The organism is Mycobacterium sp. (genome assembly GCF_032159565.1).
Taxonomy (GTDB): domain Bacteria; phylum Actinomycetota; class Actinomycetes; order Mycobacteriales; family Mycobacteriaceae; genus Mycobacterium.
The window spans coordinates 1-24,618 of the sequence record NZ_JAVHWR010000018.1 but is presented as its reverse complement, the minus strand read 5'-3'; the positions used below and the strand labels follow the sequence as shown (position 1 = coordinate 24,618).

Sequence of the window (24,618 nt, the reverse complement as noted above, 5' to 3'; positions counted from 1 at the left end):
TGGACAAACGGGCACACACCGACGGGCGGCTTCTCGAAGGCGTCGAGGTCCGGATCGTCGATGACGCACTGCAGGACCTCCCCGTAGGCAGTCACGGCGAGATCCTCAGCCGCGGCCCCGAATTGTTTGCGGGCTACCGCGATTCGACACTAGATGCCGATGCGTTCCTGCCCGGGGGCTGGTTTCGCACCGGTGATATCGGCGTGCTCGACCGCGACGGCTACCTCACGATCACTGACCGCCGAAAGGACCTCATCATCCGGGGCGGGGAGAACCTGTCCTCAAAATTGATCGAGGACATCCTGGCCGAGCACGAGGCGGTAGCCGAAGCGGCGGTGGTGGCGGCACCGGACCCTCTGTACGGGGAACGGGCATGCGCCTTCGTCGTGCTGCGGCCCGCAGCCACATTGTCGCTCACCGACATCCGTGCGCATTTCTCCGTCGCCGGCACCGCGCGTCACCTGACACCAGAGCACCTCGAGATCGTCGGCGACTTACCTCGGACAGCCACCGGCAAGGTGCGTAAGGATCAACTCCGAGGTCGCCTCAGCTCCAGGCGATCGACTTGAGTTCGGTGAACTCCTCGATTCCGTGGTGGCCCCATTCCCTGCCCACCCCGCTCTGCTTGAAGCCGCCGAATACACCAGTGATACCAACACCGTTGGGCTGCTCGGCTGACCAACCAGGACCTGAGGTGCCCAACGTCTCAGCGTTGCTCGTCGGCGACCCGACCGTCTGCACCGCGACGTTGCCCGCCCGGATCTGACGCGCAACGTTGAAACCCCGCGCCGTATTTCCGGAGACGACGCCACCACCAAGTCCGTATATCGAATCGTTAGCGATGCGGATGCCCTCGTCTTCGGTCTTGTAGGTGATCACGGTGAGGACCGGACCGAAGATCTCCTCCTGGGCGATGCGCATGTCGTTGCGGGCGTTGATGAAAAGCGTCGGTTCGTAGAAGAAGCCCTTGGCCAGACGCGCGGGACGTTTGCCGCCGAACACGAGTTCGGCGCCTTCGTCGATCCCCGACTGCACGTATCCCTCGACACGGGCGCGCTGCTGCTCACGGATCAGAGGACCGATGAGGGTGTCAGGCTCGCGAGGGTCGCCCACCTTAAGAGACGCTGCCGACGCTTTCGCTCCCTCGACATACGCGTCGAGCAGGTGCTCGGGCAACAACATCCTGGTCTGAATGGCGCAGCCCTGCCCAGCATGGATCATCGAGGTGATGATGCCCATGGTGGCCACGTGCTCCTCGGGGACGTCGTCCAGGACGATGGTTGCGCTCTTGCCCCCGAGCTCGAGCTGGAGGCGCTTGACGGTGGGCGCGGCGGCCGCCATGATCGCCCGCCCGGTTGCGGTGGAGCCGGTGAACGTCACCATGTCGACCATCGGGTGAGTGGTCATCTCCTCACCGACCTCGGGCCCGCCGGCAATCACGTTGAGCACGCCCGGCGGTAGGTCGGCATCGTCAGCAGCTCTGGCGATTTCGAAAGCGTCCAGCGGTGTCCACTGGTGCGGCTTGAGGACCACTGTGCAGCCGGCTGCCAGAGCCGGCATGACCTTCACGATGTTGAGGAAGAACGGGAAATTGAATGGGGTGATGGCGGCGACGACACCGACTGGCTCGCGGACGACCGCATGCCCCGCCATCCCGGTCAGGCCTCCGGCAGGCGGAGACACTTCCGTCCAACGCACCGAGCGCTCCATGGCCTCGGCGATCCACTCGGCGATGTCGATGGTGCCGCGGACCTGGATGATGTCGGCGAGGAAGCCGACCGAGCCGGACTCGGCCATCACCAGTTTCTTCAGTAGGTCGTGGCGCTCATCGAGGATCGCGGCGAAGCGGCGCAGCGCTGTGGCCCGGTCGCGGGGAGACTTCTGCGGCCAGGGCCCCTCATCGAACGCCCGCCGGGCCGCCGCAATCGCCGCGTGTGCGGCCTTGGGACCCGCGTCAGGAACCGAACCGATGACCTCCTCGGTGGCCGGGTCGATGACCTCGATGACTCCGACGACGTCGTCGGCCGTCCACGCGCCGTCGACGAACATCTTTTCGTAGTCCCACCGGTCACTCACAGCGCGATACCTCCATGTCGCAGGAATGCCTCCGCTCCACCGCCTCGGCAGACCACCGCAGCGGAGGTGGTCGTCTCATATGACGCTAACAACCTGTTCGTGCAAAGAGAATACTATAGTCCCGATACAGCATCTGTGATACAACTCAGTGAACATATGCTATCTCCGCGCGGAGCCGTCCGAAGGACGCATGCAAGACGTACTGGGTTATGTGGGACGCCACGCGGTGCCGTATGCGCCGCACCGCCGGGTGTCTACTCTTTCCTCGATTCCCGGCCGATCAGCGCACCAGGATCGTCCGTCCGAGCGTTAACACGTCGAGCATTGTGACTGTGAACGCGCCTCAGAGCAGGCCGCGGGCGCCATGTGGCGGCAGGTCGAGGTAGGTGAGTACCCCCGCAGGCGCGGCGCAGACCCTCGGAATGGCATTGGTCACCGGCGTGACCGCGACGATGTAGCCCGCGTGGGTGGTGTCGCCGAAATCCGAGGTGAGCCACATGTCCAGCTTGATGTTGGGCTCGCCCTCGATAACCACGCGGTAGACGTCATCGAGTCCGTGCTCGGGGAAGTCCTGTCGACGCAGTTTGGTGATGTGCTCGATCACGATGCGCTCCTCGCCGTCCACCATGCCCTTGATCTCGAACGACATGCCCGAGACGGTGCCCTTGGCAATGTGGCCGAACGGGATGTCGAAGTCTTCTTCGGCATGGATGACGCGGTGCGCCTCGTCGATGCTGTCGAGCGTGACGCCCATCGCGTCGGCCAGCATGGCGACCGTGGGCCCCCAGATACTCGCCGTCACGCCGGGCATCAGGATCATCGAGGCCGAGGTGTCGGGTGCGCCGAAACCGTAGAGACCCAACTGCGGGTTGTTCCACTGGCCGTAGTTGTAGATCTCGAACAACCGCAGGGAACGGACCTGCTGGGCGACGGTCAGCGGCGCCAGCGCCAATCCGAACCCTGCCCAGCCCGGGTCCCCACCACTGGTGTAGAACGAGGCGTCGCCCGCAAGGCAGGCCTCTTGGAGGCGGTCATAGACATCGCCGCCCTTCGCCTTGGGGTAGACCAGCGCCGGATCGGACACGTTGACGACGTTCTTGCCGGCCCGCAGCATGCGGACGCAGTCGGCGACCACCTCATCCTCGCGGCCCATGCTGTTGGCGGCGTAACAGATGCAGTCGGCTTCCCCGGCGATCAGCGCCTCGGCATCCTGGGTCGCCAGCAGTCCGATCGGGGGCACCCGGGACAGCTCCCCGACGTCGCGCCCCGCCTTTTCCGCCGAAGACACCCAGGTCCCGACCAGTTCGAGGTCAGGGTGCTTGAGGATGCTCTGCACAGCCAAGGTACCTAGATTCCCAGTCCCCCATTGGACGACCTTGCAGGTCACTGGTCCCTCTCCGGTTGGGCCATAGTGGATGACGGCGTTGAACGCATTGTTCTACAAAAAGTAGAATGTAGTATGCATTTCAAGGCATCTACACGCACCAATCTGGTAACCCAAGCTGTTCACGCCTGACATGCTGACATGTACCATCGCCGCGCCCTCGGCCGGCGAACAACCGAGAAGTGAGTCCAGTGATGTATTCACGCAACGAATTAGCAGCGGCCCACGACCATCTCATGGCCCTGAGCGTCGCCGCCCAGGGCAGCGGCGACTGGGACGATTACTGCGAACTGTTCACCGAGGATGCCGTCTATGTCGAGCACTTCTTGGGCACCTACCACGGCCGCGCCGAGATCAAGCAGTGGCTCGTCCCGGCAATGACCGCGTGGCCGCAAATGACCTTCCCCGTGTTGTGGCGGACGTTCGACGAGGAAGACGGGCTCGTCGTGTTCGCAGTCGGCAATGTCATGCCCGATGTCGACGGGAACGGCCCTTGTTCGGTGCCATCGTGGACTCTTCTCGAGTATGCGGGCGAGAACCAATGGTCGCGTGAGGAAGACATCTACAACCCCGACGCCATGCTCAAAATGCTGAGTCGTTGGTGTGAGGCTGCGGGCGTCGACTTTCCTGCGCCCGACATCCAGGGCTGACTGCCCTCATTGCGAGGCCAGAACCAGGTCTGTCCACGTATTCGGCTTGCCGGCAACGAGATTCGACTGGCGATACAGATGGCCGTCTGACGACATGTACGCGCCCGTTCGCGGATTGTAGTGAGCGACCGCAACCGACGGAGACGCGCCAGTTCCGTTGCCGGCGAACGAACTTGGAGCCGCTGCGGGAGCGGTGGGGGGTTCCGCTGGCGGCGGGGGCCCCGGCGGAATCGCCTCTGGTGCAGGTGGAATGCCCGGGGGCAACGGCGTGCCTTCGATCGGAGCGTGGAGATGCGCGTCGGCATCGACCCGATCGTCTGGCGGGATGCCCTGAGCGACCAGGTTGGGGTCTAACGGAGACGGGCCCAGCGCGTGCTGGCGCTGCGCCAGCGGTACGAATCCGTTCGGATCGTCACAGAGTTGCACCGTCGGCGCCCGCTTTCCCGGATGGCCCATGCACGGATAGTTCCGCGCACCGCGCACCGCGATCGGAGAGTCTTGCGGCAGTTTGCAATACAGACCGTCGGGCGTGTCGGTTTCGGAAGTCTCGTCCGGCGATCGCCACGCCGACGGCGGCAAGAAACCGACCGTGCATGCGGGCGGGTCGGCGAGGGTTGCCGAGAAGTCGCCCAATGCCAGACCGGTGGGATTGTTGACGGGCGCCACCGACTGAATCGCCGAGGCATAGGCCGGGAACAACACCAGCAACTGCTCGATCGACGGGTTGTACGTCACACCGATCTGGCCGATTGTGGTGAGGTTGGCCAGCAACAGCGGCAACGTGGGCTTCACGTCGGCGAGCAGCTTGGACACTTCGTCGGCGGCTCCCGGCCCGTTTTGCAGCAGCGTGCGTATCGCCGGATCGTTGCGCCTCACCTGATCGGTGACGCCTGCCAGGCTGCGTGTCCAGATTCGGATCGCATCGGTGTTCTGCGCCTGTGTATCCAGCAGAGGTGCGCTGTCGTCAATGAGGGCACGTGTCTGGTCGGCGACCCCGTTGAGGTCGCCGGTGACCTTCGCCGACGAGTCGAGCAACGAACCCAGGTCATAGCCTGCACCATCGAAAGCCTTGAACGACTCGTCCAGCAGGTCACCGAACTTCTCCTGCGGAATGCTGCTCACCAGCGCGTTGAGCTGATCGAGCATGGGCCCCACCTGTTGGGGAACCGCGGTGTTCTGCATTGGAATGACCGACCCGTCCTGCAGAAACGGGCCAGACTCACCGCGCGGCTGGAGATCGACGTACTGTTCGCCGACCGCCGACACGCTGCGGACCTGCGCGGTGAGAGCCGACGGGATCCTCGGCGAATTGTTCAGCGACAGAGTCGCTTCCACGTGGTTCGCATCCACGGGCTTGACCTCGGTCACCTTTCCGACCTGCACGCCGCGATAGGTGACGTTGCTGAACCGGTAGAGACCACCGGAGGCCGGCAGCTCGAGTTTGACGGTGAGGTGCCCGATGCCAAGCAGGGTCGGTACCTGCATATAGCCCAGCACCATCACCAGGACACCAACGACACCGGCGATCGTGAAGATGATCAGTTGATTGCGGACGAAGCGCGTCAGCATCAGCCACCGCCCGCTGGAGCGGCCGGCTGCGCGCCGGCCGGGGCCCCCGGCGCGCCGTAGGGTCCCGCGAAGATGGGTGGCGACGGGCCTCGGGGCAGGACGGGAGCCGCTTCGCCGGGTGTAAGAGGAGCGCTCTGCGGCAGCGGTGGCGCGCCGTCGACTGGCTGTGGCGCACCGCCCGGCGCAGTCGGGACGGTCGCTGCCCCCGTGATCGGCGTCATCAGCGGGTCGTAGGTGTAGCGCAGGTAATAGGGCTCTCCCGGCGCAGGCACCAGGGCTGCGCCGGGCTCGCCCCAACGGGTACCCAGCATCAAAGAGCGCTTGAGCCGCGGAATCGTCAAGTCGATGATCGCGAAGAGATTCATGAAGTCGCCGCGCGCGCCGCGGTCAATCACGTTCTGGCCCAACGGGAACACCGTTGCCGTTGCCAGCGCCTGGTCGAGTCCGTCTCCGACGTCGGCGAGGGCACGAATTGTGGGGTCGAGGTTGCGCAGATTCGTCACCAGATCGGCCTGGCTGTCGTCGACCAGTCGCGTGGAGGTTCCGCTCAGAATGCGAAGTTTGTCGAGCGCGGCAGTGATGCGCGGCCGTTCGGCGATCAGCACGTCCAGTGCGGGGGGAATCTTGAGCAGCGCCTCGGAGATCACATCGCGCTGGCCGGCGAAGGTACCGGCGAGTCGGTTCAGCGCCTGGATGGACGCGATGACTTCGGCCCGTTGCGCATCGAGTACTCCGACGAATTTGTCGAGGCGCGTCAGCACGTCACGGACGTCGTCCTGCCTGCCCGACAGTGCGGCGTTGAAGTTACCGATGATGTTGCCGATCTGGCCAAGGCCTCCGCCGTTGACGACCGCCGACAGCGACGACAACGTCTGCTCGGTCGTGGGATAGGTCACCGACTCTTGGAGTGGCAGCGTCGCGCCCGGTGCAAGCCGCCCGCTGGGTGACTGCCCCACCGGTGGGTCGAGGGCCACGTGCAGGGATCCGAGCAGGCTCGTCTGCCCAATGGTGGCCGCGGCGTTGGCGGGCACCACGACATCGGCCTCAACCGACAGGTCGACGTCGATGTGCCAATCCGAGAATGTCATCTTTCTGACACTGCCGACCACGACATCATCGATCATCACCGGTGAGTTCGATTCCAGCGTACCGATATTGGCGAACTCGGCGTGGTAGATCTGGGCGCCTGGCCCGTCACCTAGGGTGCCGGGCAGCGGCAGTGAGTTCAGGCCGTGGAAGGCGCATCCGGTGGCGACCCCGACCACGCAGCACGCCACCGTGATCAGCCGCGTCAGCGTCCTCTCGATCATGACGGCGGCCCCTCGGCCGGTAACAGCAACTGCGGCAATGTCGTTGCCGCAGGTGCCGACTCGGGTTGCGGCGCCGCGATCGGTGGCGGCCCTGGTACCGGCGCTCCGGGGTACAGAGCAGGCGATGGAGCGGCGGGCAAATGATCGGGCGCGGTCGGGCCCGGCGCGACCGCCGGGAACGGCACCTCGGCGGGAGCGGGGACGGGATTGTCCGCCGAACCGGTATATGCCGACACCGACGGCGGCGCTTCGGTTGGACCCGGACGCGGGCCTTCACCGCCAGGCGCCAGCGCCGGATCGCTGTAGAGCACGTTGGCGGGCGACTTCGTCAAGTACAGGTTGATCGGGAACGGAGGATAATTGAAGTTGGGCAGTCGCAGACCGGGCCCGAGGTACTGCGCACACAGCTTCGCCGTCTCGGCCGACGTGGCGTCGGCGACTGCGGCGATTCCGCCGCACACGAACTGCACGGGATCCGCGAAGTTGTTCAACGCGAACGACCCCACCATGCTCCCCGAGTCGGGGTTGTAGATGTCGTACCCATTGGAGATGGCGTTGGGCGCCACGTGGAGGATGTTCTCCAGGTCGGTCTTGTGATCGACGAGATTCTGGGTGACGTCCGCCAGCCGCTGAACCTGTTCGGCGGTTTGGTGACGGCTGCCCGCGACGAAGCGCTGCACGTCGCCGACCGCGACAGACAGATCCGTCAACGCATCGTCGAGCCCGGACCTGTCGTCGTTCAGCACGCTGGTCAATGTCGCGAACCGGTCCTGGAACGCGACGATCTGCTCATTGCTGTCCCGAAGGGCGGTGACGAAGGTCTGCAGGTTCTTGATGATGTCGACGAGGTTGCCGCTGCCGTCGGCCAGGATGCGCCCCACCCCCGAGAGCTCCGCCAGCGTTCGGCGCAGCTTGTCGCCATTGCCGTGCATCGCGTCGGCCGCACTGTCGATGAACCGGGATACCGAGGTGCCAGACGCGTCGGTCTGCGGCCCCAAGGCGGTTGCGAGCCGCATCAATTGGGCTTTCACCTCGTCCCACTCGACGGGCACAGCGGTCCTGTCGACAGGAATCACCGCACCATCGGGCATCGTCGGACCGCTCGATAGGTAAGCGGGTGTCAGCTGGACATACCGCGCCGCCACCAGGCTTTGGGCGACGATCACCGCCTTTGCGTCGACCGGTATCGGTACGGCGTGGTCGACGTCGATCGTCATCCTCGCTTGGGCGCCCGCCGGGTCGACGGCGGTGATGGTGCCGGCCTTCACCCCAAGGACTCGCACCTCATCTCCGGGATAGATTCCGGTGGCGCTGGTGAAGTACGCGGTGATTCTGGTCGGGCCGAAGTACGTCTGCCGCACAAGGAAGGCTGCGCCGGCAAGGAGCAGCACCGTAAAAACGGCAGCCAGCACGGTCGTACGCCGTCTTCGGTTCACCGCGTGCCGCCCGGAATTCCGTTGTAGGGCAACGGGATTTCGGCCCGTGGCCCAGCGTTGTCGGGTGGCTGCCCGGCGTTGACGCCGCGCCGGAAGCCGAACGCATAGTCGAGGAACGGCTGCAGGAACTGGGCGGGTGACAGGTTTGGTTCGTACGCGTTGTAGTAGAAGCCGTTGGCCACCGCCTCGCCCTGCGTCATTTGGTACTTCGCCAACCCGGGCAGCGCCTTGGCGATGTTGTCTCGGTTCTTCTCCAGCATTGCGGTGACCGAGTTGAGTTTGTCCAGCGCGGGCGCAAGTTCCTTTTCGTTGTCGACCACCAGCCCGGACAACTGCCGCGCCACCGCTGACGTGCTGGTGATCAAGCCGACAATCGCCTCGCGTCGGTCATTGAGCACCCCGACCAAGTCGTTTGCGTTGAGAATGAGTGTGTTGAGCTGTTGGCTGCGTTCCGCGAGCACACCGCTGACCTGACCCGCGCTCTTCAGTAGCTGCCGCAGGGTGTCGTTGCGGCCGTTGAGCGCACGTGACAAGCGCGTCAGCCCGTCGAATGTCGTACTCAGCTGCGGCGCGATCTGGTCTATGGTGTCCGACAACGTATCCAAGGACTGGTTGAGGGTGTCGGTGTCGGTGCCGGCCGTGTTGGTGGTCAGGTCGCCGACCGCCTGGGTCAGCGCATAAGGCGACGAGGTCCGCGAAATCGGGATGACATCGAGCGGTCTCAGGCGCCCACTGCCTTCTGACTCGATAGCCAGTATGCGTTGGCCAAGCAGGGTCCCGGTGCGGATATGCGCGGTGCTCTCTGAGCCGAGCCGGATTTTCCCGTCGATGCTGAACGTGACGAGGACCTTGCCGGCATCCAAGGAAACACCGGTTACCGAACCGACTTTCATGCCGGATACGCGTACGTCGTTGCCTACGACCAATCCACCCGCCTCGGCGAACATGGCCTGGTATCGGATGGCCGTCGCCCACGACCACAGCCTCTCGGGTTGTAGCCCAATGGCGATGACCAGCACGATCAGGATGATTCCCATGATTCCCGGCCGAATGAGGTTGGCGCCACGGTATTTGAGCATCAGGTCGCCGAGCACCTCCCCGTCGTCTGCTTGACCCACGGAACCACCACGGTGCGACCCTGCAGATCGCTGACCCGCACAGACAGTTCGCACAGGTAGTAGTTGAACCAGGCGCCGTATGCGCCGAGCCGAACCAGCTTGCGGTAGTTGTTCGGAGCCTTCTGCAGCGCAGTATCGACGAGCGCCTTGTTCTGATCGAGCAGGGGTGCAAGCCGGTTCAGCTGGTCGATCGTGCCCGACAGGGGAGGCCGCGCGGCGGCGAGGAGGTCGGCGATCGATGCTGTCCCGGTGCTCAGTGAGTCGATTGCGGCACCAATCTGATCCCGGTCCGTGGCGAGTCCGCCGACGAGCTGCTCGAGGCGGTCGATTGCGCCGGAGAATTTGTCTCCGTCTTTGGCGAGCGTTTCCACCACCGTGTTGAGGTTGTCGATCAACTGCTGGATCACCTGACTGTTGTCGGCCAGATCGTTGGAGAACGACGCTGAACTCGACAACAGCGAATCCAGCGTCCCGCCCTGCCCTTGGAAGACCTGCAACAGCGACGCCGTCAACGCGTTGACGTCCTGCGGATTGAGCCCGGCGATCACCGGTTTGAGACCGCCCAACAACTGATCGAGGTCCAACGCCGGCGCCGTCCTGTCGACCGGGATCTGAGAGCCGGCCTGCAGGAGTCGTGTCGATCCCGGGCCATCGATCAACTCGAGGTAGCGGTCGCCGACGAGGTTGAGGTAACGCACCGCGGCTCCGCTGCCGGTGGTGAGCACGACGTTGCGGTCGGCGTCGAACGTCGCCACTACGGTGTTGTCGGGTTGCATGATGAGTTCTTTGACCGTGCCTACCCTCAGGCCGCCTGCCCGGACCGAGTCACCCACCTTCAGTCCCGAGACGTCGCGGAAAACCGCGGAATATCCGTTCGTCGCGCCGGTCCGGTACTGCCCGAAGATAACGAACAACGTTGCGGTCAGCAGCGCCATCACCACTGCGAACACTCCGAACTTCAGACCGGTTCGCTGATGGGTGCTCATCCCGGCTGTCCGATCTGGGCGGTGTTACGTGGGGGCCCGTCGAGGGGTCCGAACAACGCCTGCTTGAGCCCGTCGGAGTTGAGCAGGATCCCCTGATTCCCGTACTGCGCCGGATTGGCACCGACGTCGGCGATGAGGAAGGGTGGACGGGAGTTCGGAGGAACCACCGGCAGGCCCAGGCACTGCGGGCCGCCCGACGCGGCCACCTTCGGCAGGTTGCCCGGATACCGATATCGCTCCAGGCCCAGCATGAATCCGATCGAGACCACGACCCCCGGTTCCTGCAGTGGCGGTTCCAAAGCCAGCCGATGTAAACCGGACAGCGTGCACGTCAGTGCCTCGTTGTAGCGATTGGTCAGCTCGGTGGTCGGAACCAACAGGTGCAGTAGGTCAGTCAACGGTTGGCGGTTCGATCCGATGACATCGTTGCCGATGTCGCCCAGTCCGCTGGCGCTGATCAGGAGCGCGTCAAGGTTGTCGTGCTCGTCGACGATGGTCTCGCTGATCCGCGTCGCGTTGTCGGCCGTCGCCAACAGGTCTGGGGCCGCGTCAGCGTAGGCAGTCAGCGCCGTCGCCGACGCAGAGATGTCGTGGCTCAAGTTGGGCACGCTCGGATCGAGACTGGCCAGCAGCCGGTCCAGGTTGCTGAGGGCCTGACCGAACTTCTCGCCGCGGCCGTCCACCGCCGACGAAATCGCGCCGAGGGTTGCGTTGAGCTTCTCGGGCTGGATCTTCGACAGGACGGCGGTCAGCTGCTGAAAGATCGTATTGAACTCGACGGTGACCCGTCCGGCGTCGAGCACCTGGCCTGGCTTCAGCTTCTGCGGTGAGGGATCCGCGGGCGGCACCAAGTTCACAGACTTGGCGCCGAACACCGTCGTCGAGGCGATGTCGACAGCGACGTTGGCCGGAATCTCAGCCAGTTGAGAGGGATCCATTTCGAGGTGGATCAGGGCCCGGCCGTTGGCTACGGGCTCGATGGAGGCGACCCTGCCGACCTGGGCACCAAGCAGTTTCACCTTGGCGTCCGGGTTCATCACCAAGCCCGCGCGCTGCGACACCACCGTGACCGGGACCGTCTCCGCATAGCCGCCTTGGAATAAATAGACGGCGATGGCCACGATCGTGACGATCCCGAGAACGGTTGTGACCCCGGCAAGGGGCCGCACGGCGCGGTGGTTCATCGCACCTCAGTCGCGCCGATTGAGTCCGTCAAACGAGCCCTCCCACCGGTCATGAACCTTCGGACGGGTAGTCCGACGTCGAACCGCTCCTGCACGGCAGGCTACATCGTAAGGGATACGAGAGGGTAGTTTTTTGGCAGATGTAAGGTGCTGTCAATTGACAGATAGGCTTACGAATTTGCGTGGAGACCTGGCGTGAAAACCGCACGACGTAACCAAGAACGCTTTAACATGCGGAAATGATGGTTCCGCCTCCCCGAGCGCTCAGGCGCGGCGTGACGACGGTTGGAGTGGCCGCGACGCTAGGGTGCGTTGCCGTGTCGCCAACCGCTGCGGCCGGCGCCGACGATGGCAGCCTCAACGGCCGCTATGTCGCCACGTCGAACGGCGAGTGGGCGATGACCAACGACCAATACCGGGACGAGACCAGCGTCCGCAGTACGTGGACGATCACGTCCTCGTGTGCCGATCCCACCGATTGCGTCGGAACGATGAGCAGCGATCGCGGTTGGTCCGCCGACATCTACAAGAAGGCAGGGATGTGGTACGTCCAGCACGTGGTGCCGGCCTGGCAGCCCTGCCCCGACGGCACCGCTGCCGACGGAGTGCAGTTGTTCACGTTCTACGCCGGCGACCCGTTGACCGCTCAGCAGTTGCCGGGATCCGACACCTATCTCGGCGACGACGTCACGACGTCTCCCAGCGGGGCCTGCGGGATCAACAAGCAACTGGTGGTCAAGATGCCGTTCAAGATGGTTGCCGCCTGATAGTCGGTCGGTCGGGTCACGCTGGAAGGAGCGCCCCATGAAGAGGGCCCTCATGGGCGCCGTAGGCGCCGTGCTGGTGTCGGTCGCGACGTTCATCGCTCCCCCTGCCGACGCGGCGAACCCGATCGGCAACTTCGATCTGATCATTCCGGACAGGTTGGACTTCCACACCTGGGTGTGGTCGGTCACGCCATGCGTCGGCGGTGCAGCACCGCCCGATTGCATCCACGTGTTCGGGATCGCCAGACCTGTTGCGAAAGCGTTCAATTACGCAGGCGATGCTGCGCTCGTCGACGGCCGCTACACGCTGACAGTCGACGATCCATACGGTTTGCGTTGCGGGAACGTGTATTACGGTCCCACATCGACCACTCACGACGTCTACTCATGGGATGCGACCACGATGGCCGGCACGCTCACGTCGTCGTTCGACACGGGCTGCGACGGCGCCCCCGGGACATTGGTGTATCCGATCTCGCTCTCACGGTCGTGAGGTGTTGAAGCACAATCATTGACCGCTCGTGGAAGCACTCAACTGTTCGCATCAGGGCACAAGGGCCGACGGCTCGCCCAGCGTCAGACGCAGCACGATGGTCGGTGTGATCAGGAACAGCCAGTAGGTCACGTTGAACGTGAGAACCCATGCGATTGCCCGCAGGACGTCGCGCTTGATCCCTTGCGGTAGGCCAGGTTTGGCAACGAGCGCTTCGAAGCGCGGCCTTCCCTCCGCATTGGTCCAACCGATGAGAAACGCGGTGACCGCTCCGAAGAGGCCGAAGGGAATGTTGGGATACAGCAGCGGCATCGTGCCTGCATCGGTGTGTAGCACTGGTCCGATGGTGTCGACGTAGGTCCACAGACCGAACGTCTTCACGGACACGTATTCCATCACCAGGTTGAAGCCGATGAGGACCGGGCCGGCCGTGATGAGGCTGAGCACCATGGGATGTACCCCGGGCCATCGCCTGCGCGCCCATTTCTGTAGGGCCAGCATCGAGACGAACGCCGCGGTCATGAAGACCGGATAGGAGGTGAGATTCATCGCGGGCTTTTCTGGAGTTGTCCACGGCGTCGCACCCCACGGCAGCATGTGGAAGTCGGGAGTCCACAGCAGATAGGAGCCCCAGTCGGCGTAGAACTCCTGCCAGAAGATGCTGAACCCGGCGACCGCCAGCAACCCGACCACACCCAACTCTCCGCGCCTGCGGGTGTCCAACACCACCCACACCATCAGCGCCACGAATGCGACGACGGAGACGATCTCGAAGTACTTCGCTGCATTCATGACGTCCCACTCACGCGCTGCGGTCGGTCAGCGGACACCGGATGGCGTCGGCTCGGCTGCGACGGCCTCCGCGTCGGGGTAGAAACTGCGCGCCCAATGGCGTAACTGCTTGAAGCCGGCGGCTTCGGAGGTCGTCAAGCCGGGCGGATCCATGTATATCTGGTGTTCCCAGATCGCGATGTCGTCCGGCAACGCCGCCTGCGCAGCGTTCAACCGTTCGTTGTGGTTTCCGCTGGCCTCGTCAACCCAGTAGGTGGAGAAGATGTCTGACGTCGCATCGTCGACCGGAGTGGCGCAGATAGCGATGACCCGGACCCCCTCGCGGGTGTGCTCGCCGTTGAACGAGACGCCGATGCCCGACCAGTAGATCTCCAAGGTGTTCTTGGTTTCCCCCGGTTGGTCGACCCCATCGCTCCACCGTCGGCCGAACCCGACCTTCGCCGACCACGTCACGTCATCGACGTCTTCACGCAGCACTGTTGGACTGACCGGAGTCTTGTGCACGAATCGGAAGTGATGGGGGTCTACGGCATTCTCGGCGATGATCTGCGGGTGTACGTGGATGCCGGAGAACTTGATTCGCGCCTCGGGTCCCACCGGGAGATAAGCCCGGTCGTGGATGTGGTCACCGAGCACCCGCATCGCGTCGGGCACCTCCCACATGGGGGCGCGTCCGGATACGTCGTGCCAGATGTAGATCGACTCATTGAGTTCGGTCACCGGCCAGGACCGCACCCGACGTCCCCGATTCGGCCGGTTCTCGTATGGGATCCGCACATTTCGGCCTTCCCCATTCCACACCCAGCCGTGGAAGGGGCACTGAATGCCGTCCTCGACGACGCACCCACCCTTGGACAGGTTGGCCCCAAGGTGCTGACAATGCGCGTTGAGCACGTGCACGGCGCCGCTGTGGTCACGGAAGGCGACGAGATCGACGCCGAAATAGTGCAAACCGATCACGTCGCCCTCGGCGACGTCGGCGCTCCAGGCGACCTGAAACCATCCGGTCGGCTGCATGCTGGGCAGGCCCTTCACGTTTTACTCCTCACAATTGCACCGCATCACCCGCTGATATCAGCACAGTATCGGGAATGGCGTTCCCAGACAATGTGGTGATACTTTGGGAAAGGTATTCCCACGAAACGGAGTGCGCGAATGAGTGATAATGGTCGCGCGACTGAGCGCGACGCGATCATGCGCGCCGCCTATCGGTTGATCAGCGAAGGAGCCGCCGGGCCGCCCGCAGTCTCGAACACGTCGATCGAGAACATCTTGCGGGTCGCTCGGGTGAACCGACGCGTCTTCTACCGGCACTTCGCCTGCAAGGACGACCTGATCATCGCGATGCAGGAGTGGGCGGGCGACCTGATCCTGGCCGGTCTCGAAAAGGCGGTTGCGGCCGCCGACACGCCTGCTGCGGCTGTCGCCGCCTGGATTGAGGATTACCTGAGTATCGGCTGGCGGGAAGTGCGATTCCGCGATGCCTTGGCTTTCATGTCTTCGGAGGTCAACGGCGCGCCGGGCATCGCAGCAGCGCTGGAAACCACCTATGCCAGGCACCGAGCGGTGCTCACAGATGCGCTGGCCGCTGGCTTGGCCGATGGCAGCCTGCCGAATGCGCGCCCAGAGCTCGACTCCTTTGCAATCCACGCCGTCACCGTGCGTCATCTGGAGGCACGCATCCGCGGTCGCCTGGACACCGATTTTCGTGAGGTGCGCGATCAGGTCGTCACGCTGATGCTGACCGGACTCTCCGCCCCCGCCATGCACCCCGACCCGTCCGGAATTGCCGCCCGTTGAGGCGGTCGGCGATGTGCGGGAAAGCCATTCCCACGACTAAAGAATCCATTCCCCGGGTATAAAGCTGACGCCCCTATCAGCGGGGGCCGGGCGTAGCGTCTCCCAGCTCGTCGGGGTCGGTACTGCCGACGGCGTCCTTCTCTGCGGCGGACTCGTTATCGGCCGTCTTCTTAACCGTGTCGACATCCTTCAACGAGTTCTCGTCGGCGATGGGTTGACTCGTGTCGAAACCTGACATTCGTTGCTCCTTCAGTACCGAAATGAGCCGGCGCGGGGCTGAGCCGACGGTGCGTACTTCCCATCTATTACCCGCACCGCCAGGCGGTTAGACGCCCCGGGTTCGGGGCGCAACGGGCAACGCCATGGCCACAATCATCTCCGTGACGACCGCGATCATCTCGTCGCGGTCGACGGCGACTGTCTGCCGGTGCACGGTGTACCAGGCCCGGTCCAGGAGGCCCATCACCGTGACTCCGATGACGTCCGGGGAGTGCGCGCCGTCGCCGGCGATGGCCTGACCCAATTTCCACGACGCGCGCGTCACCATGCGGTTGCGCGAGTTTCGGAACACGTCGTCGTCGGGCGCCGAGTGCGCCGACGCAAGCACGAACGCTCCGTGGTGGTCCATGTAGTCGAAATAGTGGCCGACCCAGCGCCGGATGTCGTCTGGCCCGAACGGTTCATCGGCCTCGGCCCACTCGGCAATCACGGTGAGGGCTTCGCGATATGCCGTCCTGCCAAGGACGTTGAAGATCTCCCGCTTGTCCTTGAAGTAGGTGTAAAAGCCTGCCCGCGAGATGCCACACGCCTCGGTGATCGCGTTGATCGGTGTCCCGCTGTAGCCGCGCTCGAGGAACAGCCTGCGGCTGGCGTCCAGGATGGCCGCGCGGGTCCGCTCGCCCCGCCCGCCGTCCAGTTGGTCGACGGGCGCCGAGGTCAGGGTCATGCCGCGACAATATATGACGGTATTGTCAAGCGCAATCACCGCAGTTGAGTCAGCTTTTCACGAAAATCAAGGCACGAACTTGACACAAGTGTCAAGTTACGCGAAGCTCGTAGCCAAGCCCGATCGAGAGCAGTGGGAGGCCACACCAATGACGCAGTTCACCGACGCACCGATCTTTGATGCCGACCAGCACATGTACGAGACCCCCGACGCACTGACCAAATTCCTGCCCGAGGAATTTCAGCCGAAGGTGCAGTTCGTCCAGATGGGCAAGCGCACCCGGATCGCGATCCTGAACAAGATCACCGATTACATGCCGAACCCGACGTTCGAGCGGGTCGCCGCGCCCGGCGCGCACGAGAAGTTCTACTCCGGCCAGAACCCCGAGGGCCTGTCGATGCGGGAGATGTCCGGTCGCGGCATCGACACCCCGCCCGGCGCGCGCAACCCCGAGGACCGGATCGCCGAACTCGACCGCCAGGGCGTCGACGCATGCCTGAACTACCCGACGTTGGCCAACCTTGTGGAGCACTCCTCCGCCGAGGATCCCGACCTGACCGCTGCGATCATCCACGCACTGAACCAGTGGATGCTCGAGCATTGGGGGTTCAGCCACGCCAATCGGATCTACAGCACTCCGGTGCTGAACCTCGGCCTCGTGGACGAGGCGCGTCGCGAGCTCGAGTATCTGCTCGACAACGGCGCCAAGGTCGCACTGATCAAGCCGGCCCCGGTGTACGGCTACAAGGGGTGGCGCTCGCCTGCGCTGCCCGAGTTCGACCCGTTCTGGCGCGACGTCGAGGACGCCGGCCTGCCGATCGTGCTGCACGCCAGCCAGCCGCCGCTGCAGGAGTACATCGACAAGTGGGAGCCGCCGTCAACCAGCAGCGCATTCGAGATGTCGGCGTTCAAGTGGACGGCCTTGGGGCACCGCGAGATCGCTGACATGCTGACCAGCTTGATCTGCCACGGCACGTTGACCCGATTCCCGAAGCTGCGCATCGCCAGCGTCGAGAACGGCAGCGCGTGGATCAAGCCGCTCTTCGACGATCTGCAGTCGACGTACAACAAGATGCCGCAGAACTTCCCCGAGCATCCGCACGACGTGTTCCGCCGCAACGTCTGGGTCAGTCCGTTCTGGGAGGGCTCGGTGGCCGACGTCGTGGCGACCGTCGGATGGGACAGGGTGCTGTTCGGCTCGGACTGGCCGCATCCCGAAGGTTTGGCTGAGCCAAAGCGTTATTGGAAGTACGCCGAGGGCATGGACACGCGGCGCACCTATGACTTCATGGGCGACAACGCACGCCGCTTCATGGGGCTGCCGATCGCCAACCCCGATCCGGACGCGGTCAAGCCGCCTGCACTGGCGAACGCCTGATCGCTCCGTCCAAGACTTTTCGGGACGTCGGCGCCGGGCGCCGGCGCCGGTAGGGATGCCACATGGGTGCGGATTTGAACGCCGAAGAAACGATGCTCGTCGAGACCGTGCGCGCCTTCATCGATCGCGACGTCCGGCCAACGGTCCGCGAGGTGGAGCACGCCAACGAATACCCGCATGCGTGGATCGAGCAGATGAAGCGCATCGGCATCTTCGGCCTCGCCGTTCCCGAGGAGTACGGCGGCTCCCCGGTCTCGACGCCTTGCTACGTCGAGGTGACACAAGAGTTGTCTCGCGGCTGGATGAGCCTGGCCGGCGCGATGGGCGGCCACACGGTCGTCGCCAAACTCCTCACACTCTTCGGTACCGAAGACCAGAAGCAGAAATACCTGCCTGCGATGGCGACCGGTGAGACGCGGGCGACGATGGCACTCACCGAACCTGGCGGCGGGTCGGATCTGCAGAACATCACCACCACCGCGCTGCCTGTCGGCCCGGGCGGTGAGGAACTGGCGATCAACGGTTCCAAGACCTGGATCAGCAATGCACGGCGCTCGGGGTTGATCGCTCTTCTATGTAAGACCGACGTGCACGCCACACCACGACATCAGGGCATTTCGGTGGTGTTGGTCGAACACGGCCAGGGCCTCACAGTCTCGCGCGACCTTCCGAAACTCGGTTACAAGGGCGTCGAATCCTGCGAACTGTCGTTCGACGAATCCCGGGTGCCTGCCACGGCCATTCTGGGCGGCGTCGCAGGCAAGGGGTTTTCGCAGATGATGAAAGGCCTTGAGACAGGCCGCATTCAGGTGGCCTCACGCGCGCTGGGTGTGGCCACGGCCGCGTTCGACGACGCGTTGCGCTACGCGCAGGATCGCGAAAGCTTTGGCAAGCCGATCTGGAAGCATCAGGCCGTGGGCAATTATCTCGCCGACATGGCCACCAAACTCACTGCCGCGCGACAACTCACGTTGTACGCAGCGCGGCGCTACGACAGCGGCGAACGCGCAGACATGGAAGCGGGTATGGCGAAACTCTTCGCGTCAGAAGTCGCGATGGAAATCGCCTTGAATGCCGTCCGGATCCATGGCGGATACGGCTACTCCACCGAATACGATGTCGAACGGTACTTCCGCGATGCACCCCTGATGATCGTCGGCGAAGGCACCAACGAAATCCAACGCAACGTGATCGCCGGGCAGCTCGTGACGCGCGGAGGCATCTGAGGAATTCGAGGCAATCGTGACCGAAGCTCCTTCCCAGAGCCGAGATCTCGGCGTTGTGCGCTACGAGCGCGACGGCGCGATCGCCCGCATTGTCCTCAATTGGCCGGACCGGGCCAACGCACAGTCCTCGGAGATGGTGAGCCAGGTGGACTCGTGCCTCGACGAGGCCCGGCAGGACTACGGGGTCAAGGTGGTCATCGTCAAGGGCGCAGGCAAGGGCTTCTGCGCCGGACATGTCATCGCCCCCGAGGCCTACCCCGAGTTCGCCGAGTCGCAGGCTCACATGGGCAGCAACTACCAAGGCAGCAAGGAGTTGTTCCTCTGGCCGATGCTTCGGTACTGGGAGTTCCCGAAGCCGATGATCGCGCAGGTGCACGGCTACGCGATCGGCGGCGGTACGTATTGGGCGCTGCTGCCCGAACTCACGATCGCGTCCGACGACGCCTACTTTCAGATGCCGCTGGTGCCCGGCCTCGGCTTCGCGGGTGGCGAGACGATGATCGAGCCGTACGTGTTCATGAACTACAAGCGCGCCGCCGAATACCTTTACACCGCACAGACTCTGACCGCCGAGGAAGCGTTACGGATGGGCCTGGTCAACCGCGTCGTCCCGCGCGATGATCTCGAGCCGGTGACGGAAGCGTTGGCGGCCAAGATCGCCCGTGCCCCGCTGTCCACCCTGATGGCGACGAAGACCATGCTGGTGCGCGCATGGGAGCAGATGGGCATGCGCCAGCACCTTCAGTCGTCGACTGACTTGATGTCGGTGCTGGAGAACACCGCCGACGCGCAGGCGCTACGCGCCGATCTTCTGGCACGCGGCCGACTCCCCCGCGACCACGCGGCCGACAGCTAGCGCTTCAGATAGAACGCCACCGCCCGGCGGATCGAATCGTGAATCGGCTCCGGCTGCCACCCGAGCTCCCGCTCCGCCTTGCCGTGGTCCATCGGCGACATGATGTGCATGAGCCGCACCGACAGGGTGGACAGCAGCATGTCGCGTCGGAGCACGTTCGCGGCGACGTCTCCGCCGAATCCCAACGCGTACATGAGCTTCAGCGGAATCCCGATCCGAGGCGGCCTCGCTCCCCCGGCCTCCGCCGCCGTCCCGTACAGCTCACGAGCGCCGATGAATCGCTCCGAGATGATGTATCGCTCGCCAACGCGGCCCTTCTCGGCCGCAAGGATCAGCGCGCGGGCCGCGTCCTCGATGCCGACCACTTCCATCGACATCCCCTTGACGTACACGGGCATCTTGCCCTTCGCGGCCGCAGCCACCAACGAACCGTGCGGCGTCGGCTGAAAGTCACCGGGGCCATAGGTGTTCGCAACGCACAACGCGACCGCGGGCAGACTCCGCTCCCTGACATATTGCAGTACCAAGTTCTCGGCGGCGGCCCGGGAACGGATGTAGCCGCCGCCCTTGTCCGCCCAGTTGAATGGTTCGTCCTCGGTGACGGGGCGTCCGTTCTCGCTGAGCGCGATGGTGCCGATGGTGCTGGTGAAGACGAAGCGCCGCAGGTCCGCATCCACGGCCGCGTCAAGCGCGTGGCGCAGGCCCTCGACGTTCGTACGAAACAACGGAGCGGGGTCGCGCAGCCACGCCCTGGCGTCCACGACGCAGTAGTACACGTGGTCGCAGCCGGCCATCGCGTCGCGCAGCGCCGCATCGTCGAACACGTCACCGTAGCGGCGTTCGACGTCGAGGTCGCCGATGGCGACGGTCGAACTGGTGCGGCGCAGCAGGACTCGCACCCGCTCACCCCGGCCCACCAGCTGTCGCGTGACGTGCGAACCGAGGAATCCGCTCGCGCCGATCACCAGTTTCATCGCACCTGCCATCGTGGTCGTATGCGACTAGAGAGCGCGCGGTCGGCGCGCGGCGTCCGTCGGCATCTCGGCCGCGTGTCGGATGATGCCGAACGCTTCGACCATTGCGTCAGTCATCTCGTGAGGATCCGAAAACGTCACGTCGTCGGCGAGTACCGAGATGTTGAGCTGGTCGACGTAGCTCCAGACCGTGATGTTCACTCCGACCCCGAACGTGAGCGGTCCTACCGAGTAGAGCTCCACCATCGGGGCGCATGCGATCCGGCCGAACTCGCGCGGCCCGGGAACGTTGGAGATGGCAACGTTGACCAGCTTGTTGGGTCCACTGATCGCGATGCGGCGAAAGCCCCACTCCGTCAAGGCCGGTGGAGCGTAGCTCGACCAGCGGCTCACCAGCTCGTGGCCGAGCAGGCGGGCGTTCTCCTTGCCGATCATCGCGCCGACCCGGGCCAGACGCACCCAGTCCAGCGGATCGGTGACGTGCACCGGTAGCGACACCACGATGGTCCCGATCGCGTTCCCCGATATCCGCTCCGGCGACGGGTCGATGCTCAACGGCACTCCGCACAGCAGCGGTTCGTCGGCGTGGCCGTCGTGCTTGAGCAGGAGTGTGCGAAGTGCCCCCGTGCTGATGGCCAGCACCATGTCGTTGATCGTCACGCCGAGTTGCTTGCCGATCGCCTTGACTTCGGCGAGGTCGAGCGCGGCGCTGGCGAAGGTGCGGCCCGGCGTGACGACGTGGTTGAGGAAGGTCGCAGGCGGATGGAAGTTGCGAGCAAGGTCGGGTGCGGACCTGGATTCGCGGCGCACCCGCCGGATGCCCTTGACGGTGTCCGACAGCAGGCGCGGAAGCTCCCTGAGCAACGCAGCGTGGTCACGCAGCGCGGCACGCAGCAGTTGCGCATTGGACGGGCACGGGTCCCGCCGGTAATCGTCTCGTTCGGACTGTGAGGAACCGGGCAGGTCCAGCGCACGCGCCATCAGGTTGGCCGACGCCACGCCGTCTGCGAGCGCGTGGTGGACCTTGCCGATGATGGCGAACCGGTTGTCGGGCATGCCCTCGACGAAATGGAACTCCCACAGCGGCCTGCTTCGGTCCAGCGGGGTGCAGGCCACCTCGCCGATCGCCGCATCGAACTCCCGACGACCCCCTGGCGGCCTGATCTGCATCCGCCGAACGTGGTAGTCGAGATCGACATCGCAGTTCTCCAACCACATCGGATGATGGAGCTTGCCCGGAATTTCGGCGAGCTGGTACCGCAACGGTTCGAGGAGATGCAGGCGGCGCGCGAGCGTTTGACGAAAGCGGTCGAACCCGAAATCGTCGCATTCCGACGCGTCGACGACCGCGACTTTCATCGTGTGCTGGTGCAGGTTAGGCGTCTCGTTGTAGAGCAGGACCGCGTCCCAGCCTCCGAGCCTCTTCAACACCCCTCCATCGCCGTGAATCGGTCATCGATGTGGCGTCTCCACGGTAAACGGGTACCCCGCGACGGCGAGGCGTAATAAATTAAATATCTAACGATTTCTCGATAGGGGGCAAGGTGACTTCGTCTGACATCGAGCCGTCCGCCATCACGAAATGGGATCCGGGTCTCACCGAACGGTTGATGCGCCTGATCCGGCCGGTGATCAAGGGCTGGCACCGTGCCGAGGTGCGGGGGCTCGACGAGTTTCCGCCCGATGGCGCATTGGTGGTGGCCAACCACTCGGGTGGGTTGTTCGCGATGGACGTGCCCGTCTTCATCACCGACTTCTACGCCAGGTTCGGCTACGACCGGCCGGTCTACACCCTGACCCACGACATCATGTTCTCCACCCCGGCAGGTGGCCTCCTCAGAAGGACCGGGTTCATTCCGGCCAGCCACGCCAACGCCGACGAGGCGTTGCGCGCAGGCGGCGTCGTCGTGGTGTTCCCCGGCGGTGACTACGACGTCTACCGGCCGACGCTGTCGGCGAACAAGATCGATTTCGGTGGCCGCACCGGGTACGTCCGGGCCGCCCTCAACGCCGGCGTGCCCATTGTGCCGTCGGTGTCGATCGGCGGCCAGGAGAACCAACTCTTTCTGTCCCGTGGCGAGTGGTTGGCCAAGGCAACACGAATGGACAAACTGCTGCGGGCCAAGATTCTGCCAATCTCGTTCGGCTTTCCGTTCGGACTTTCGGCAGTCCTTCCGGTCAACGTGCCGCTCCCGACAAAGATCGTGACGCAGGTGCTGCCGCCCATCGACGTCGTCGCGGAGTTCGGCGAGGACCCCGACATCGTGGAGGTCGACGCCCACGTTCGTCACGTCATGCAGCAGGCGCTCGACGCGCTCGCCACCCATCGGCGACTCCCGGTGATCGGTTGAGACCAATGCCCATCCTCGAACGCTTCAACCAGTCGGTCGGCATCGTGAGCACGCTGGCTCGCGCAGGCGTGCTCGCGCCGATGCGGCCCGACCGATACGTACGCATGGCAGCGGCGGTACGGCGCGAGGGCATGACCGTCGCCTCGGGTTTTGCGATCGCCGCCCAACGCTGCCCCGACCGACCCGCGTTGATCGATGAACTCGGCACGCTGACCTGGCGTGAGCTCGACCAGCACAGCGACGCATTGGCCGCGGCCCTGCAGGGCCTGCCCGGCAAGGTCGACGTTGTCGGAATCATGGCCCGCAATCACCGCGGGTTTGTCGAGTCGTTGATCGCCGCCACCAGAATCGGTGCCGACGTGTTGCTGCTGAACACGTCGTTCGCCGGTCCGGCACTGGCCGAGGTGGTGGCCCGCGAGCAGGTCGACGCCGTCATCTACGACGAGGAGTTCGGTCCGTCCATTTCCCAGGCACTCTACGACCGTCCGAAGGCGACCAAGATCGTGGCGTGGACGGATGATCCCGACGCGCACGCCCTCACCGTCGCCGGCTTGATCGACGGGCACATGCGTCAACGCCCCTCGCCGTCCGCGCGGACGTCGAAGCTGATCCTGCTGACGTCGGGTACCACCGGCTCGCCCAAGGGCGCCAAACATTCCGGCGGTGGACCCGCAGAGCTCAAGTCGATCCTCGACCGGACGCCATGGCGGGCCGAGGAAACGGCCGTGATCGTCGCGCCGATGTTCCACGCCTGGGGATTCGGGCAACTGGTATTCGCGGCCTTCATGGCGTGCACCGTTGTCACCCGGCGCAAGTTCGACCCCGAGGCCACCCTCGCCCTCATCGACGAGCATCGCGCCACCGGACTCTGCGTCGTACCGGTGATGTTCGACCGCATCGTCGACCTGCCCGGCGACGTACTCTCCCGCTACAGCGGCCGCACACTGCGGTTCGCGGCCGCTTCGGGATCACGAATGCGACCGGACGTCGTCATCGAGTTCATGGATCGGTTCGGCGACGTCATCTACAACAATTACAACGCCACCGAGGCAGGCATGATCGCGACGGCCACGCCCGAGGACCTGCGTGCTACGCCCGACACCGCGGGCAGACCCGCAGCGGGAACCGACATTCGCATCCTCGACAGCGAGTTCCGCGAACAGGCCCCAGGGGAAGTCGGCACCATCTACGTCCGGAACTCCAGCCAGTTCGATGGCTATACGTCGGGTGCCACCAAGGACTTTCACGATGGCTACATGAGTTCCGGCGACGTCGGGTACGTCGACGCGGACGGCCGCTTGTTCGTCGTCGGTCGCGACGAC

24 protein-coding genes are annotated in these 24,618 nt (G+C 64.5%); 10 read left to right on the top strand and 14 right to left on the bottom strand.

All coding sequences use genetic code 11. The annotated features are described in order from the left end of the window. Positions 1–569 (top strand): AMP-binding enzyme (locus QOC76_RS02320; protein WP_526353745.1); only part of this gene is annotated, 569 nt, incomplete at its 5' end. Here the strand turns inward: QOC76_RS02320 and QOC76_RS02315 are convergent. Continuing rightward, positions 547–2,076: an aldehyde dehydrogenase family protein gene (locus tag QOC76_RS02315; RefSeq protein WP_526353743.1), complete on the bottom strand. Its 1,530-nt coding sequence runs from the start codon at positions 2,074–2,076 to the stop codon at positions 547–549. The two genes, QOC76_RS02320 and QOC76_RS02315, sit on opposite strands and share 23 nt — an antisense overlap. Positions 2,077–2,419: 343 nt before the next feature. Further along, the gene (locus tag QOC76_RS02310) at positions 2,420–3,412 is read right to left on the bottom strand and encodes an NAD(P)H-dependent amine dehydrogenase family protein (RefSeq protein ID WP_526353751.1); all 993 of its coding nucleotides are present in this window, start codon (positions 3,410–3,412) and stop codon (positions 2,420–2,422) included. A 284-nt stretch (positions 3,413–3,696) separates the two neighbouring features. On the opposite strand from QOC76_RS02310, the gene QOC76_RS02305 reads away from it, so the two are divergent. After that, positions 3,697–4,110, top strand: coding sequence for a nuclear transport factor 2 family protein (locus QOC76_RS02305; protein ID WP_526353741.1), 414 nt, complete (start codon positions 3,697–3,699; stop codon positions 4,108–4,110). Positions 4,111–4,116: 6 nt separating this feature from the next. Here the strand turns inward: QOC76_RS02305 and QOC76_RS02300 are convergent, their stop codons facing one another. Genes QOC76_RS02300 through QOC76_RS02275 form a run of 6 tightly spaced genes read right to left on the bottom strand, consistent with a single transcriptional unit; the run spans position 4,117 to position 11,713 of the window. Further along, positions 4,117–5,679: an MCE family protein gene (locus QOC76_RS02300; protein ID WP_526353739.1), complete on the bottom strand. Its 1,563-nt coding sequence runs from the start codon at positions 5,677–5,679 to the stop codon at positions 4,117–4,119. Continuing rightward, the gene (locus tag QOC76_RS02295; protein WP_526353737.1) at positions 5,679–6,989 is read right to left on the bottom strand and encodes an MCE family protein; all 1,311 of its coding nucleotides are present in this window, start codon (positions 6,987–6,989) and stop codon (positions 5,679–5,681) included. Before QOC76_RS02295 ends, QOC76_RS02300 begins: the two co-directional genes overlap by 1 nt. After that, complete coding sequence (locus QOC76_RS02290; protein WP_526353735.1) at positions 6,986–8,425, bottom strand: MCE family protein; 1,440 nt, start codon at positions 8,423–8,425, stop codon at positions 6,986–6,988. Before QOC76_RS02290 ends, QOC76_RS02295 begins: the two co-directional genes overlap by 4 nt. Next, positions 8,422–9,504, bottom strand: coding sequence for an MCE family protein (locus tag QOC76_RS02285; protein ID WP_526353749.1), 1,083 nt, complete (start codon positions 9,502–9,504; stop codon positions 8,422–8,424). Before QOC76_RS02285 ends, QOC76_RS02290 begins: the two co-directional genes overlap by 4 nt. Continuing rightward, entirely contained in the window at positions 9,504–10,529 is a 1,026-nt protein-coding gene (locus QOC76_RS02280; RefSeq protein ID WP_526353733.1) for an MCE family protein, read from the bottom strand. Before QOC76_RS02280 ends, QOC76_RS02285 begins: the two co-directional genes overlap by 1 nt. Next, on the bottom strand, positions 10,526–11,713 hold the full coding sequence (locus QOC76_RS02275; protein ID WP_526353731.1) for an MCE family protein: 1,188 nt from the start codon (positions 11,711–11,713) through the stop codon (positions 10,526–10,528). Before QOC76_RS02275 ends, QOC76_RS02280 begins: the two co-directional genes overlap by 4 nt. 317 nt (positions 11,714–12,030) lie before the next feature. On the opposite strand from QOC76_RS02275, the gene QOC76_RS02270 reads away from it, so the two are divergent. Continuing rightward, positions 12,031–12,480, top strand: coding sequence for an Rv2253/PknI dimerization domain-containing protein (locus QOC76_RS02270; protein ID WP_526353729.1), 450 nt, complete (start codon positions 12,031–12,033; stop codon positions 12,478–12,480). 37 nt (positions 12,481–12,517) lie between these two features. Further along, positions 12,518–12,973: a hypothetical protein gene (locus tag QOC76_RS02265; protein WP_526353727.1), complete on the top strand. Its 456-nt coding sequence runs from the start codon at positions 12,518–12,520 to the stop codon at positions 12,971–12,973. 51 nt (positions 12,974–13,024) lie between these two features. Here the strand turns inward: QOC76_RS02265 and QOC76_RS02260 are convergent, their stop codons facing one another. Together QOC76_RS02260 and QOC76_RS02255 are read right to left on the bottom strand one after the other, a co-directional pair. Continuing rightward, a complete protein-coding gene (locus QOC76_RS02260) occupies positions 13,025–13,765 on the bottom strand; it encodes a spirocyclase AveC family protein (RefSeq protein ID WP_526353725.1) in 741 nt (246 codons plus the stop codon). Between the two features lie 27 nt (positions 13,766–13,792). Next, positions 13,793–14,800 (bottom strand): aromatic ring-hydroxylating dioxygenase subunit alpha, encoded by a 1,008-nt coding sequence (locus tag QOC76_RS02255; RefSeq protein ID WP_526353723.1) that lies wholly within the window; start codon positions 14,798–14,800, stop codon positions 13,793–13,795. 120 nt (positions 14,801–14,920) lie between these two features. Here QOC76_RS02255 and QOC76_RS02250 point away from each other — a divergent pair, with 120 nt between their 5' ends. Beyond that, positions 14,921–15,565 carry a TetR/AcrR family transcriptional regulator gene (locus tag QOC76_RS02250; protein ID WP_526353721.1) on the top strand — a complete coding sequence of 215 codons (645 nt, stop codon included), beginning with the start codon at positions 14,921–14,923 and terminating at the stop codon, positions 15,563–15,565. 76 nt (positions 15,566–15,641) lie between these two features. Here QOC76_RS02250 and QOC76_RS02245 read toward each other — a convergent pair whose 3' ends face one another. Together QOC76_RS02245 and QOC76_RS02240 are read right to left on the bottom strand one after the other, a co-directional pair. Continuing rightward, a complete protein-coding gene (locus QOC76_RS02245) occupies positions 15,642–15,803 on the bottom strand; it encodes a hypothetical protein (RefSeq protein ID WP_526353719.1) in 162 nt (53 codons plus the stop codon). An 87-nt stretch (positions 15,804–15,890) separates the two neighbouring features. Continuing rightward, complete coding sequence (locus tag QOC76_RS02240; RefSeq protein WP_526353717.1) at positions 15,891–16,511, bottom strand: TetR/AcrR family transcriptional regulator; 621 nt, start codon at positions 16,509–16,511, stop codon at positions 15,891–15,893. Between the two features lie 148 nt (positions 16,512–16,659). On the opposite strand from QOC76_RS02240, the gene QOC76_RS02235 reads away from it, so the two are divergent. The 3 genes from QOC76_RS02235 to QOC76_RS02225 all read left to right on the top strand — a co-directional run bounded on the left by QOC76_RS02235 (position 16,660) and on the right by QOC76_RS02225 (position 19,971). After that, positions 16,660–17,889, top strand: a complete 1,230-nt coding sequence (locus QOC76_RS02235; protein ID WP_526353715.1) for an amidohydrolase family protein — start codon at positions 16,660–16,662, stop codon at positions 17,887–17,889. A gap of 62 nt (positions 17,890–17,951) precedes the next feature. Then, positions 17,952–19,115 carry an acyl-CoA dehydrogenase family protein gene (locus QOC76_RS02230; protein WP_526353713.1) on the top strand — a complete coding sequence of 388 codons (1,164 nt, stop codon included), beginning with the start codon at positions 17,952–17,954 and terminating at the stop codon, positions 19,113–19,115. 16 nt (positions 19,116–19,131) lie between these two features. After that, complete coding sequence (locus QOC76_RS02225; RefSeq protein WP_526353711.1) at positions 19,132–19,971, top strand: enoyl-CoA hydratase/isomerase family protein; 840 nt, start codon at positions 19,132–19,134, stop codon at positions 19,969–19,971. Here QOC76_RS02225 and QOC76_RS02220 read toward each other — a convergent pair. Both QOC76_RS02220 and QOC76_RS02215 read right to left on the bottom strand, forming a co-directional pair. Beyond that, positions 19,968–20,957, bottom strand: coding sequence for an NAD-dependent epimerase/dehydratase family protein (locus QOC76_RS02220; RefSeq protein ID WP_526353709.1), 990 nt, complete (start codon positions 20,955–20,957; stop codon positions 19,968–19,970). The two genes, QOC76_RS02225 and QOC76_RS02220, sit on opposite strands and share 4 nt — an antisense overlap. Before the next feature lie 15 nt (positions 20,958–20,972). Further along, the gene (locus QOC76_RS02215; RefSeq protein WP_526353707.1) at positions 20,973–22,373 is read right to left on the bottom strand and encodes a WS/DGAT/MGAT family O-acyltransferase; all 1,401 of its coding nucleotides are present in this window, start codon (positions 22,371–22,373) and stop codon (positions 20,973–20,975) included. Between the two features lie 182 nt (positions 22,374–22,555). On the opposite strand from QOC76_RS02215, the gene QOC76_RS02210 reads away from it, so the two are divergent. Beyond that, a complete protein-coding gene (locus tag QOC76_RS02210) occupies positions 22,556–23,296 on the top strand; it encodes a 1-acyl-sn-glycerol-3-phosphate acyltransferase (protein WP_526353747.1) in 741 nt (246 codons plus the stop codon). 5 nt (positions 23,297–23,301) lie between these two features. Then, positions 23,302–24,618: class I adenylate-forming enzyme family protein (locus QOC76_RS02205; RefSeq protein ID WP_526353705.1), on the top strand; the 1,317-nt coding region annotated here is incomplete at its 3' end.